This is a genomic window from Paenibacillus favisporus, assembly GCF_040545415.1.
GTDB classification, from domain to species: domain Bacteria; phylum Bacillota; class Bacilli; order Paenibacillales; family Paenibacillaceae; genus Paenibacillus_AQ; species Paenibacillus_AQ favisporus.
In genome coordinates this window covers 355194-367709 of record NZ_JBEPLV010000004.1, presented here as the reverse complement: position 1 = coordinate 367709, position 12516 = coordinate 355194, and the positions used below count along the sequence as shown (strand labels likewise).

Below are 12516 nucleotides of genomic sequence, written 5' to 3'. Positions count from 1 at the left end.
CGGCTCCGTTACTTTTGGATGAAGGTTTTGTCACCATTCCTAAGTTATTTACCCAGGAAAAGGAAAATTGGCACAACAGACACAATAAAAAAGAGACCTGCGCAATTTAAACGCAAGCCTCTTTTTTATCATAATCGAGTTACGGCGGCTGCCGGTTTATTTTTTCATAAAGCCTTTGCCGCTCAAAAACTCCCGCATATGCAGCCGGATTGGCTCGGCCAAACGATCGGCCATAATCTGCGACCATGGCGTATCCCGCTTGCCGCCGGTACGCTCGGACAGGTAGCGCTGCATCGTTTGGTCATATGCCTGCACCGGCTCCTGAATCCGCTCCTCGTTGTAACCGTTGCGGTGCAGAACCGCCTCCACCGGCAGACGCGGACGAATGCCCGGCTCCTGATCCGGCACACCCAGGCACATGCCGAATACCGGGTAGACAAGCTCCGGCAGGTTCAGCAGCTCGGACAATTCGGCGATCCGGTTACGGACGCCGCCGATATAGACGATGCCAAGCCCGAGCGATTCCGCGGCGACCGCCGCCGTCTGTGCCGCCAAGGCCGCATCGACCGTGGCCACGATAAAGTTCTCCGTCGAATCCACGTACGACTCCCGGCCGGCCATGTGCCCGGCGGTGACCTGATCCAAACGGTGCAAATCCGCGCACCAGATCAGAAACACCGGGCATTCCTCGATATAGGCCTGATTGCCGGCTAATTCAGCCAGCTGCTTCTTTAGGGCCGGGTCCGTGGCCGCGATAACGCTGTATGCCTGAACATTGCTGGAAGTGGAAGCGCACTGTGCCGCAGAAATGATCTCGTTCAGCTGCTCCTCCGTGACCGGTTCATTCTTGAACTTGCGGATGGAGCGGTGGTTTTTTATTAAGGATATAACCTCGTTCATCAGTCATACATCTCCTAACGCGAGTGGTTATTGTCTAGCCGCCTCATGACTTGTATCGCACCTGCAATCGCGTGAATACAGGCAAACATGGACCCTTTTATTATAAACCAATCCTCGTCCTTTCAAAAAATGGATGCGCTGTGGCTTCCCCTGTTTCTATTTTTCATAGAAATCCATTAGAATTCATTTAGATGATTATCTAATTTCACTTACGTTAAATCAAATATTGTTTGTTAATCACGTTAACGATTGAAACGCAACACTAACGCTCTATGCCAAGGAGGTCCCTTCATGAATCCGATTGCCACCAGCACCACCTTTTATCTCGTCCGGCACGGCACCAAGGTCCGCGCCATAGGCGATGTCCCGCTATCCCCCGAGGGAGTACTGGAAGCCCGTCAGACCGCCCGGCATTTAGGCCGGCTGCCCCTGGCCGCGATTGTGTCCAGCCCGCTCCGGCGGGCGGCGGACACGGCCGGATATATCGCTGAAGCGTCCGGCCTTCCCGTGCACACCGATGTGCGCCTCAGGGAGCGCGCCAACTGGGGCGACCTTCCCGGCCAAACCTTCGAAGCGTTTGTGCGCATGTGGGAACGATGCACGAACGACCGGGATTACGTCCCACCCGTCGGCGACTCCGCGCGGCAGGCCGGCGACCGGCTGTCATCGCTGCTGTCGGAGCAGGCTTTGCAGCATCCGGGCCAACATCTCGCCTTGGTCACCCACGGCGGACTGATCACGGATTTTCTGCTCAATACCTTTCCCGAGAGCGAGCTGAACCGCTGGCACCCCTCCTTCGTCTCCAGGCAGAGCGAGCTGGTGCCGGAGTGCTCGATCACGACCGTCCTGTCCGGCGGGCACGGCGGGTTCGTTCTGGCCGGGTTCGCCTCCATCCAGCATCTTCAGAAGTAAGCGGCAGCACAAAACCCCGGCAGGGGATTGTGGCAAAGTCCCTGCCAGGGCTCGGATGGATCTGTCCATGAAGCACATGGCGATCCGTTATCTGTTGAGCGAGTTCCACATCGAAATATGGCTTCATTACAGTGTAGCCATATCAATGACGAACCGGTACCGCACGTCGCTGCGAAGGACGCGTTCATAAGCCTCGTCGACCTGGTCGGCGCGGATCACCTCAATTTTAGGGGCAATGCCGTGCTCCGCTGAGAATTCAAGCATCTCCTGCGTTTCCCGAATGCCGCCTACGAGCGATCCGGCAATGCTGCGGCGGCCCATAATTAAGGAGAACACGTTGTACTGATCCGGCGTGCCCGGTGCACCGACATTCACAAGCGTACCGTCGACGCGAAGGAGTGATAGATACGCGTCAACGTCAAGATTCGCGGATACTGTGTTCAGGATGAGATCGAAACGGCCGGCCAGCGTTTTGAACGTATCCGGATCGCTGGTGGAAAAGTAATCGTCTGCGCCGAAGCTCCGGGCTTCGTCTTTTTTACCCATGGAGCGGCTAAAAACCGTGACTTCCGCACCCATGGCATGCGCATATTGGATCGCCAGGTGGCCGAGTCCGCCCATCCCCACAATGGCTACTTTTTTGCCGGGACCAGCGTTCCAATGCTTCAATGGGGAATAGGTGGTGATGCCGGCGCAGAGCAGCGGGCTTGCCTCGCTCAACTCCAGACCTTCCGGGATCCGGACTACGAATCTTTCCGTAACGACGATCTTTTGGCTGTACCCGCCATAGGTCGGATTGCCGTCATAATCCAGCGAATTATAGGTCTGAACGACGCCCTTCGTGCAATACTGTTCTTCCCCCATGAGGCAGTATTCGCACGCTCCGCACGAGTCTACAAAGCAGCCCACGCCAACGCGGTCACCTACCGCAAATCGGGTTACTTCCGAGCCTACGGCCGCTACGATGCCGGCAATTTCATGACCGGGAACCATAGGGAATATCCCCCCGCCCCACTCATCGTAGGCACTATGTATATCCGAATGGCAAATCCCGCTGTAATGAATATCGATTAAAACGTCGTCCGGCCGCAGCTCTCTCCGCTCAATCGTTGTTTTTTCAAAAGGCTTTTTTGCGCCTGGGGTGCTGAGCACGCGTGTTTTACACATGTCTTGTCACTACTCCTTTACTCATGGAATTGGATTGCCTTATTGGATTGCATGTTTAGCATAAATCTTAAAGTTCACTTTAAGTCAAGGGTATTTTTCCATCACTTCAGAGACCACGGTTCTTTGGCATAAACACTTCCTATTTCTGAGTTCTTTACGCAGATTTCGCTCAATATCCTCAGTTTTTCATATTGTGTTCCGTTTTCTCCAACATCTGCTGCCTGTCCCATCGGCATTCGATCCATCCAGCCGCTCATTTCAGTTACTTCCGAACATCACTTATGCTAAAGTTAACTTTAATAAAAAATACAGAGGGGTGTATCCATGAACAGTATAAAAGAGGTCACGCAGATGACCGGAATATCGGCTTCCACGCTCCGGTACTATGAAAATGAAGGCTTGCTCCCTCATGTCAAACGCGATGAGAACGGAAAACGCCAATACGATGATGAGGACCTGGAATGGGTCCATTTCATTACCGCACTTCGGGCAACGGGCATGCCAATTGTGCAGATACAGAGATATGTCCAGTTGTATCAAGCGGGCGATTTCACCATTTCGGAACGTAAAGCGATGATGCTCCAGCATAAAAAAGATATTGAAAACAAAATAGCCGATCTCTACCGCAATTTGGATAAAATCAATTATAAATTGGCACTGTACGACGTGCTCGAAGCTCAAAGGAATCATGCGGACATTAAAATTTGACCGACCCGGGGCCATATTGCCAGGCATCAGTCCTGTTCTCAGGAGAGACGGGGGAGAGATGATTTACACGCAAAAAGCCCAAGGGGCCGGCGTTCATCCGGTTCCCTTGGGCGTATTTGATATGCGGCATATGCAGTTAAACTAGCGGCCGGCATAACCCTTGCCACCGCTGCCGTTTAAGTCTAATCGGCGGCAGAGTCACAGTTTCACCCGCTGCAGGCGCAGCGCGTTCAGCACGACCGACACGGAGCTGAACGCCATCGCGGCGCCGGCCAGCCATGGCGCCAGGAAACCCGCTGCGGCAATCGGGATACCGACCGTGTTGTAGGCGAGCGCCCAGAATAGGTTCTGCTTGATGTTGCCCATCGTCCGGCGGCTCATCAGAATCGCGTCGGCGATGGCGTTCAGGTCGCCCCTCATCAAGGTGACGTCGGCGGCCTCCATCGCCACGTCCGTCCCTGTGCCGATCGCCATGCCGATATCGGCTGTGGCCAGGGCCGGGGCGTCGTTGATGCCGTCCCCGACCATCGCGACCTTGCGGCCGGCCTGCTGCAGCTTCTTCACTTCCTCGGCCTTGCCTTCCGGCAGCACCTCCGCCAGCACGCGGCGGATACCGGCCTGGGCCGCAATCGCCTGCGCCGTCCGCTCGTTGTCGCCGGTGATCATGACGACGTCGATGCCCATCTCCTGCAGGCGGGACACCGCCTCGCGCGACGTCTCCTTGATCGTATCGGCGACAGCTACGAGCCCGGCATATCTGCCGTCCACCGCCACCAGCATCGCCGTCTTCCCGGCCTCCTCCAGCCGATTCATGACCGGAATGGCGCTGTCCAGCGCTACTCCTCGTTCGGCCATCAGCTTCCGGGTGCCGATCAGCACGAAGCGGCCGTCGACCCGAGCGGAGACGCCGTAGCCCGGCAGATTGGCAAAATCCTTCGCTTCCGGCAGCGGCAGCCCTTTGCTCCGCTCCTGCGCGCCCGTCACGATGGCTTCCGCCAGCGGATGCTCGGAATGCTTCTCGACCGCGGCAGTCATCCGCAGCAGCGACTGCTCGGTCATGAGCGGCGCGGGTACCACGTCCGTCAGCTGCGGCTTGCCGCTCGTCACGGTGCCGGTTTTGTCCAGCACCACCACCTGGACGTCCTGCGCTGACTCCAGATGCTCCCCGCCCTTAAACAGGATGCCGAACTCCGCGGCCCTGCCGGAGCCGGCCATGATGGAGGTCGGCGTCGCCAGTCCGAGCGCGCACGGGCAGGCGATGACGAGCACCGCGATGGCCTTCTCCAAGGCAGGGGCAAAGTGGCCCGGGTCCACAAGGAAGTACCAGGCCAGCCCGGTTACAATTGCTATGCCGACCACGATCGGCACGAAAATGCCGGAAATGACGTCGGCGATCCGCTGGATCGGTGCCTTGGAGCCCTGCGCCTCCTCCACCACCTTGATGATCTGGGCCAGCGCCGTCTCGCTGCCGACCTTCGTCGCCCGGATGCGCAGCACGCCGTTCTTGTTCAGCGTGGCGCCCACGACGTTGTCCCCGGTCCGTTTCTCGACCGGGAGGCTTTCGCCGGTCAGCATCGACTCATCTACAGAGGACGATCCTTCGAGTACACGCCCGTCCACCGGGATCTTCTCCCCGGGACGGACGATCACGGTATCGCCGGCGGCCACGTCCGCGACCGGGATGCTGACCTCCTTCCCGTCCCTCAGAACGAGCGCCGTTTTGGCCTGCAGCCCCATCAAGCTTTTGATCGCCTCCGAGGACCGGCCTTTGGCAAGCGCCTCAAACCACTTGCCCACCAGAATCAGCGTGATCAGAATGCTGCTCGTCTCATAATACATTTCCACCGAATGGTTCATTCCCATCGCGGCGGAGGCAATCGTCAGATACAGACTGTAAAAATAAGCGGCCGATGTACCCAGAGCGACCAGCACGTCCATGTTGGCGCTCCAATTGCGCAGCGCTTTATAGGCGCCGACGTAGAACTGCCCGCCGATGATGAACTGTACCGGCGTAGCCACAATCAGCTGGAACCAAGGGTTCATGAACAGCGAAGGCACCGGGATCCATGCCGTAAAGGAAAAGTGGCCAACCATCGCCCATAGAAGCGGCAGGGAGAGAATGGCTGACATCATCCATTTCCATCGTTTGTGCTGGATCTCCTGACGGCGGAGCTCGGCGGTATCCTTGGCTTCCTGCTTCGGAATCGCCTTGTACCCGAGCTGCTCCACTTTATGCATCATGTCCTGCACGGTTACCGTCCCCGGCATATATTCCACCCGGGCCGTTTCCAGCGCCAAATTGACATTCGCCTCCGTCACGCCGGACAGCCGGCTGAGCCCCTTCTCGATCCGGATCGCGCAGGCCGCGCAGGTCATTCCCGTAATGTCAAAATCCATCGTTTCCTTCATCGTGCCGTAACCGAGCGATACGATTTTGTCTTCCAGCTGCTTCAGATTTGTCTGCTTCGGATCATAGGTGACGGAGGCCTTCTCCAATGCCAGGTTCACGTTCGCCCGGCTGACGCCCTCCATCCGGCCTAGCCCCTTCTCGATCCGGGCTGCGCAGGCCGCACAGGTCATTCCCGTAATGGGCAGGGTCGTATGCTTCTCCGATTGATCCGGCGTATGCTGTTCCATAGCCGCGTCCTCTCCTTTCCCCAAGTCTATGGCATACCCCAGCGGGGTATAAACTAGAGTCAAAAAAGGCAGCGCCCGCAAATCACGTAAATTCGCATCGCTGCCTGGTATAAGCAGAGGACATCCTCGCCTCCGCCATCTTCTGAAACTCGTATTAGAAGCGTAACATCCGCCTGATCTAATGTTTAAACAACATCATAGCCTTGATCCTCAATCGCTGCCTTAATGGTGTCCAGGCTTACTTTGTTCTCGTCGTAGTCCACAGTCACCGTATTGGACGGCAAGTCAACCTTGCCTGCGGCGCCGGCATTTTTCACCGCACCTTCTACCGCATTGACGCAATGGTTGCACGACATGCCTTCAACGTTAAGCGTAACCTGTTTCATCATATATTCCTCCTTAAGTTGGATAATCCCTGCTTCTCATGCAGGTATTATTTCATCAATTTCTTCACCGTAACCAGCAGTTCGTCAATCACTTCATGATCCCCGGCTTCGATCCGCTCGACCACGCAGCTCTTCATATGACCCTCCAGGAGCAGCTTGCCTACGCCGTTCAGGGCCGATTGGATCGCCGCGATCTGGTTCAGCACATCATCGCAATAGGTATCCTTCTCGATCAGGCCTTTCACGCCGCGGATCTGTCCTTCAATCCGGTTCAAACGGGTAATCAAATTGCTCTTGGTTTGTTCCGAATGGTGGCTGTGCCGCTCGCTGCATCCCCCTTCGCAGGAACTGTCAGGACCGGCTGCGGAGAGCAGGGCATCACCCGTCACTCCTTCGACCTTCATTTCGACCTTCGCCATAAGGACACCTCCTATGCCACTTTGATACCATCATTATACGATACCCCCCAATAGTATGTAAGCACAGAACCGTCAGATGATGATTCGTTTTCCATTCCGCCTTGAAAATTAAAGGAATTAAGATTTAACAAGGCGAAATAAACATCAGATTCAAATATCCATTTTTTTGCTGCAGGGAGATAAATCTTATGTTCAAAAAACGTCTTATTACGCAGCAGCAAATTCCCGGGTTGGTCGGCACGACGGTGTTCTGCCTGCTTGGCACCCTTCTGTTCCTGCTCAACATGCGCAGCCTGTCCCTCGCATATACTTCGGCGGACTGGATTCTTCTCGGCTCCATGCTTGCCGCGTCACTGGTCCTGTATATGTATACCTTCCAAGTTCCCCCGGACGGGAGCAAGCAGTCGATGGACTCGGTCGTGTATCTGGCGTGCATCTTTACTTATGGGAGCGCGGCTTCTCTGGTCATGCTGCTGGTCAGCGCGGTCATCTTCGCCTGCATCGAACGGAAATTGGCATGGTGGAAGCACCTTCTCAACTTCTCCATCTATTCCATCATGATTTCCGGTGCAGGCGGCATGTTTCATCTGATGGGCGGCCGTCAGGGCTACCTTCAGAACGTCCATTTGCCGGCATACTTCGGCGCCCTCGTTGCTTATTTTATACTGAATCTGATATGTATCAGCTTGTACTACTGCTTGATGTACCGCAACCGGGACAACCTGTACGCCCTGCTGAAGGGATTGCTGCGGGAATCCATGCTTGTCTACTTATGCATCCTGATCCTCTCTCTCGTGCTCACGATCATGGTCGTTCATAACGGCGTGACGGGACTGGGGCTGTTTCTCGGCATCAGCCTGCTGCTGTCCCACCTGTTCCGGATGCAGTTCGGCATGTATCAGCAGGTGCAGGAGCGCGCCAATACGGATCAGCGGACGGGATTGTACAATCACACCTACTTCGAGCAAATTCTCGACGTGCAGCTGCAGCAGGCGAGAAATACCGGCAAGCCGCTGTCCCTGGCCATGGTCGATATCGACGATTTCAAAAAGTACAACGACCACTTCGGTCATCTGAAGGGCGACCGGCTGCTGGGCCTCATGGGCCAAATTTTAAAAGAGGAATCGGAAACGGCCGGCATTTCCGCTTCCCGGTACGGCGGCGAGGAGTTTTCCCTGCTGATGCCCGGTTACGATACGCAGCAAGCCCTCGAGTTTATCAACCGTCTGCGCAAACGGATCAACGATACCCCTTACGAAGGCGTAGAAATTTTTCCGCATGGATGCTTGTCCTTCTCAGCCGGCATTTCCGGATACAAGCCCGACATTCACGACAAATCGCTATTGGTGGATCAGGCGGACCAGGCCCTCTACGGTGCCAAAAAACAGGGTAAAAACACCGTACAAATCTTCGGGGAATCCCAGCCAGTTCAGGATGAGCAGGACATCGCCCAGGACGTCAAAAACATCGAGCAGCTGCTCAGCCTGTTTCTGTACAAGGATATCGATACGTTCAAGCATTCCAAGCGGGTGTTTCGCTACGCCATGGATATGAGCAAAGTACTCGGGCTGGACCCGGTCAGCCGGAAGCAGTTCGTGCTCGGGGCACTCATCCACGATATCGGCAAGCTCGAAATACCGCGCGACATTATCCGGAAGCAGGGCAAGCTGAGCCCTTCGGAATGGGAAACGGTGAAAAAGCATGTCGTTTGGGGCAAGGAAATCGCGCTCATTCAGGAGCCATTCAAAGCGCTGGTGCCTTATATCGAGCTGCATCATGAACGGTACGACGGCAAGGGGTATCCGCACGGGTATCAGAGGGAGGAAATCCCGCTGCTGTGCCGGATGCTCACCGTGATCGATTCCTTTGACGCCATGACCTCGGAGCGCCCATACCAGAACACCAAATCGGTCGAAGATGCAATCCGCGAGCTGCGCGCCTGTGCCGGAACCCAGTTTGACCCGGACCTGACCGAGCTGTTCATCCGGTATATCGAAGCCAGACAGAAGGGCAAAGCCCTCCCTGCTGCGGATGTGAAACTTCTCTATGCGGGTTCGCCTACAACGCCTTGAATTCACACGTATTCTATTTATATGAACGAAAAACCCGGCGCATGTCTGCAAGCATGATCCGGGTTTCTTCAACTTGATTTAATTGCTTTCTTAATCTAAAAAGATACCCTTGCGGGTACCCTTTTTCTGTCCGTCCGGATCAGCCCAGCCGGCTTACCCGCGCTCCGTGTTTAACTCGTATGATGTTTGGTGTAATTCCTTAATCATGTGCTGCAGGAACATGTTCTGTTGACGGCTGATTCCGTACTGGTTATCCTTGATGATCAATTGTTGAATCCGTTTCTTCAGCAGCTCACTCCGACGTTCCAATACAGCCAAACTCATGAATAACATCACTCCTGATTTCAATTTTTTCGTTCATTGGGAACTCCCTTTTTATTATATCGAGACCTGAAACTTATTGAAAATGTGCTGAAAATGGCTGATCCCGGCCCTCGCGGGCTGAACCGCGATGACCGGGGCTCAGAGCCCCCAGCCGGAGAAATCCTGCCGTATCCTCCGGTATCCGGCAAGTCAGCCGCCAAATATCCCATTTCATGGAAAAATTTAGCTTCCGAAAAAGAAGAATCGCCTAGATCCATCCAGCTTCATGGCTAAAGTTCACGAAATCGATGAATCCTGTGGTCGGCTATAGCCCATTAGGGTCATTTTCATCTCGGAACGACGGCTATACAATTACCAATGTGCCGGCCGCAAGCGGCGGTAACGGCACCGAATTCAAAGTAGGTGAATCCTTGATATGTTCAAACGTAATATGAAACCGCTATGGGTGTGGATGCTGGTGATCTTCATCGGAGTGCTCATTCATCCTGCCGCCAGTTCGGCCCATGCCTATCTGACCAAGTCCAGCCCGTCCGATAATGAGGTGATGACGCAGGCGCCAGCCAAAGTGACGCTTCAGTTCAACGAGGCGCTGCAGCCGGCCTTTCACTCCATCATCGTGATGGATTCGTCCGGAGCAGAGGTTAACCAGGGCAACAGCAGAGTTCCGGCCGGACAGCCGGCCGTCCTGGAAGTGGACCTGAAGACCGGTCTTCCGGACGGCATTTATACAGTTCAGTGGAAAGCTGTGTCCGGCGACGGCCATCCGGTGAACGGAACATTTCCGTTCCAAATCGGCACAGGCAGCCAGAATACGGCCAGCCACATTGTGTACGCTGGTTATACGCCGGGCGCCGATCTAATCCTGATCCGCTGGGTCTTTTATGTAAGCTTGGCTTTTCTGCTTGGCGTTTTATGCTTTTATCTATATTTGCTGCCTGCGGGCGGAGGATCCCGGCATCCGGAGTTATCTCCTCGGAGCCGTAAGCTTCTGGGCATATCCTATGCCGCTCTGATCCTCGGTGTGCTCCTGAGCCTGCCGATGCAAACGGCGATCGAAGCCGGAGTCGGCTGGAGCGAGGTATGGAACGCAGAGCTCCTCGGCAAAATGCTGCGCATTACGAGCTTCGGCCATATTTGGCTGGTGCAGGTGATCCTTGTACTCTTCCTGGGCGCACTGCTCTATGCCGCAACCCAGAGCACCGAGCAAAAAGGGCTCCGTGCGTTGTATGCGGGCACGCTGCTCACCGGCGTGGGGCTGCTGCTGTCCAAGGCATTCATTGGGCACGCCGCTTCGGCCGAGTCGATATGGATGCCGGTATTTATGGATTTCCTTCATCTCGTGTCAGTTTCCATCTGGCTCGGCTGCCTGCTCGCACTCGGCTTGATTCTGCCCAGGGAGGCATCGCTGCCAGACGAACCGGATCTTCGTAAAAAGAGTTACTTCGCGGTCATCGAGCGCTTCTCTCTATGGGGCACCACCTTGGTGGCGGCTGTGCTGATCAGCGGCGTGTACGCCTCGCTGACGTATGTACCGACCTGGTATTCGCTCCTTCACACCGCCTACGGACGCATCCTGCTGCTGAAATGCGTGCTGCTGCTGGTGATGCTCGGCTTCGCTGCCGTGCACCTTATCCGTGGGCAGCGCCGCAGCAAGCCGCTCGGCGCCGGCGTATGGATCGAGTTCGCGGCCGGCATCGCAGCCCTCGTGCTCGCCGCCGCCCTCTCGAACCTGCCCCCGGCATCCTCCAATCCGGGGCCGGTGAATGTGCAGCAGACGCTGGATAACCGCACCGTCGTCACGCTGCAGATCAGCCCGAATATCGCAGGCGAGAATACCTTCGAGGTAGGTGTGAAGGATGCCAGCGGCAAGCCGGTGCAGGGCATTCAGCAGATCAAGCTGACGCTGACCTCGCTGGACATGGAGATGGGCAAATACGAAATCGAGATTCCCGGCGCCGACAAGACGTATAAAGCCCAGGACCTGATCAGCATGGCAGGCCGCTGGAACGTCCATGTCCATATTTTGACCGAGTCCCTCGACGCCTGGGATACCGACTTCCAGATTACCGTCGGAAGCAGTTGAAACACGCAGGGCAAATGATATCGGCCTCATCACCAAATACAATATAAAGGGGTATTGAGCATGAAAAAATTGTTGAGCAAACGCATCCCGTTCTTGATCACGGCAGCCGCCGGCCTGCTTCTGTTTTCCGGCATCGCCAGCGCCCATGTGACGGTCAAGCCGGCCACATCGGCTCCGGGAGCCTGGGAAACGTACACGATCAAGATTCCGTCTGAGAAAGAAGTCGCCACTACCAAGGTAACGTTAAAAGTGCCGGAGAACGTGGACCTTAAACAGTACCAGCCGGTGCCGGAGTGGAAAGTCACGACCGAAAAGGATGCCTCAGGTAAAATCAAAACCATTACGTGGAGCGCTACCGGGGCCGGCATTAATGCCGGAGAATTCCAGCAGTTTAACTTCGTTGCGCAGAACCCGGACCAGGATGCCGATGTCGCCTGGGACGCCTACCAATATTACAAAGACGGCAGCATCGTGGAATGGACGGGTGACGAAGGCGCGGATTCGCCGCACTCCATCACCAAAATCACCACCACGGAATCCACGGAGCCTGCCGATCACGGCCATGACGACACAGCCTCCACGGATAACGGAGCCGAGACCGACACATCCGCTCAGGACCAGGCTGCCGCATCGACTCCTGCCCCGACCGCAGCGGATTCCGGAAGCAGCGGCGTTCAGACCGCGACACTGGTCGCTTCGATTGCCGCCCTGCTGCTGTCCATCGTGTCCTTGATCACTTCGTTTACGAAAAGACGGCAATAAACGACCGGTAAAAACAGCTGATCAGAGAAACTGTCCCAGACAGCTTAACAAAGTGATGTAAAAAGAAGCTGCCCCGCATCAAAGCGGAGCAGCTTCTTTTTCGTTACCGGCAGGCGGGTATCAAGCGTTGCCGCCTGGGTACCCTA

The 12516-nt window shown here is 55.7% G+C and carries 11 protein-coding genes; 5 read left to right on the top strand and 6 right to left on the bottom strand.

The features are described 5' to 3' along the window. Window positions 1-156: 156 nt before the first annotated feature. The gene (nfsA, locus tag ABID47_RS19485) at window positions 157-900 is read right to left on the bottom strand and encodes an oxygen-insensitive NADPH nitroreductase (RefSeq protein WP_354499212.1); all 744 of its coding nucleotides are present in this window, start codon (window positions 898-900) and stop codon (window positions 157-159) included. A 249-nt stretch (window positions 901-1149) separates the two neighbouring features. Here nfsA and ABID47_RS19480 point away from each other — a divergent pair, with 249 nt between their 5' ends. Next, on the top strand, window positions 1150-1812 hold the full coding sequence (locus tag ABID47_RS19480; RefSeq protein ID WP_354499210.1) for a histidine phosphatase family protein: 663 nt from the start codon (window positions 1150-1152) through the stop codon (window positions 1810-1812). A gap of 126 nt (window positions 1813-1938) precedes the next feature. Here the strand turns inward: ABID47_RS19480 and ABID47_RS19475 are convergent, their stop codons facing one another. Then, a complete protein-coding gene (locus ABID47_RS19475) occupies window positions 1939-2979 on the bottom strand; it encodes an NAD(P)-dependent alcohol dehydrogenase (RefSeq protein WP_354499208.1) in 1041 nt (346 codons plus the stop codon). A gap of 324 nt (window positions 2980-3303) precedes the next feature. Here ABID47_RS19475 and ABID47_RS19470 point away from each other — a divergent pair, with 324 nt between their 5' ends. Next, a complete protein-coding gene (locus tag ABID47_RS19470; protein WP_116232919.1) occupies window positions 3304-3687 on the top strand; it encodes a MerR family transcriptional regulator in 384 nt (127 codons plus the stop codon). 198 nt (window positions 3688-3885) lie between these two features. Here the strand turns inward: ABID47_RS19470 and ABID47_RS19465 are convergent, their stop codons facing one another. The 3 genes from ABID47_RS19465 to ABID47_RS19455 form a co-directional block, all read right to left on the bottom strand. Further along, the gene (locus ABID47_RS19465; RefSeq protein WP_354499206.1) at window positions 3886-6324 is read right to left on the bottom strand and encodes a heavy metal translocating P-type ATPase; all 2439 of its coding nucleotides are present in this window, start codon (window positions 6322-6324) and stop codon (window positions 3886-3888) included. 185 nt (window positions 6325-6509) lie between these two features. Beyond that, window positions 6510-6710, bottom strand: coding sequence for a copper ion binding protein (locus tag ABID47_RS19460; RefSeq protein WP_105445797.1), 201 nt, complete (start codon window positions 6708-6710; stop codon window positions 6510-6512). Between the two features lie 47 nt (window positions 6711-6757). Next, window positions 6758-7129, bottom strand: a complete 372-nt coding sequence (locus ABID47_RS19455) for a metal-sensitive transcriptional regulator (protein WP_354499204.1) — start codon at window positions 7127-7129, stop codon at window positions 6758-6760. A 188-nt stretch (window positions 7130-7317) separates the two neighbouring features. On the opposite strand from ABID47_RS19455, the gene ABID47_RS19450 reads away from it, so the two are divergent. After that, window positions 7318-9201: a bifunctional diguanylate cyclase/phosphohydrolase gene (locus ABID47_RS19450; protein WP_354499202.1), complete on the top strand. Its 1884-nt coding sequence runs from the start codon at window positions 7318-7320 to the stop codon at window positions 9199-9201. Between the two features lie 153 nt (window positions 9202-9354). Here the strand turns inward: ABID47_RS19450 and ABID47_RS19445 are convergent, their stop codons facing one another. Continuing rightward, window positions 9355-9525 (bottom strand): hypothetical protein, encoded by a 171-nt coding sequence (locus ABID47_RS19445; RefSeq protein WP_163880247.1) that lies wholly within the window; start codon window positions 9523-9525, stop codon window positions 9355-9357. A 415-nt stretch (window positions 9526-9940) separates the two neighbouring features. On the opposite strand from ABID47_RS19445, the gene ABID47_RS19440 reads away from it, so the two are divergent. Together ABID47_RS19440 and ABID47_RS19435 are read left to right on the top strand one after the other, a co-directional pair. Beyond that, on the top strand, window positions 9941-11608 hold the full coding sequence (locus ABID47_RS19440; RefSeq protein WP_354499200.1) for a copper resistance CopC/CopD family protein: 1668 nt from the start codon (window positions 9941-9943) through the stop codon (window positions 11606-11608). Between the two features lie 60 nt (window positions 11609-11668). Continuing rightward, window positions 11669-12370, top strand: coding sequence for a YcnI family copper-binding membrane protein (locus tag ABID47_RS19435; RefSeq protein ID WP_354499198.1), 702 nt, complete (start codon window positions 11669-11671; stop codon window positions 12368-12370). Window positions 12371-12516: the final 146 nt, after the last annotated feature.

What these genes read in the sequence shown, in the direction of transcription:
- nfsA (WP_354499212.1), bottom strand. Translation starts at nt 900, where the DNA reads ATGAACGAGGTTATATCCTTAATAAAAAACCACCGCTCCATCCGCAAG.
- ABID47_RS19475 (WP_354499208.1), bottom strand. Translation starts at nt 2,979, where the DNA reads ATGTGTAAAACACGCGTGCTCAGCACCCCAGGCGCAAAAAAGCCTTTT.
- ABID47_RS19470 (WP_116232919.1), top strand. Translation starts at nt 3,304, where the DNA reads ATGAACAGTATAAAAGAGGTCACGCAGATGACCGGAATATCGGCTTCC.
- ABID47_RS19465 (WP_354499206.1), bottom strand. Translation starts at nt 6,324, where the DNA reads ATGGAACAGCATACGCCGGATCAATCGGAGAAGCATACGACCCTGCCC.
- ABID47_RS19460 (WP_105445797.1), bottom strand. Translation starts at nt 6,710, where the DNA reads ATGAAACAGGTTACGCTTAACGTTGAAGGCATGTCGTGCAACCATTGC.
- ABID47_RS19455 (WP_354499204.1), bottom strand. Translation starts at nt 7,129, where the DNA reads ATGGCGAAGGTCGAAATGAAGGTCGAAGGAGTGACGGGTGATGCCCTG.
- ABID47_RS19450 (WP_354499202.1), top strand. Translation starts at nt 7,318, where the DNA reads ATGTTCAAAAAACGTCTTATTACGCAGCAGCAAATTCCCGGGTTGGTC.
- ABID47_RS19445 (WP_163880247.1), bottom strand. Translation starts at nt 9,525, where the DNA reads ATGAGTTTGGCTGTATTGGAACGTCGGAGTGAGCTGCTGAAGAAACGG.
- ABID47_RS19440 (WP_354499200.1), top strand. Translation starts at nt 9,941, where the DNA reads ATGTTCAAACGTAATATGAAACCGCTATGGGTGTGGATGCTGGTGATC.
- ABID47_RS19435 (WP_354499198.1), top strand. Translation starts at nt 11,669, where the DNA reads ATGAAAAAATTGTTGAGCAAACGCATCCCGTTCTTGATCACGGCAGCC.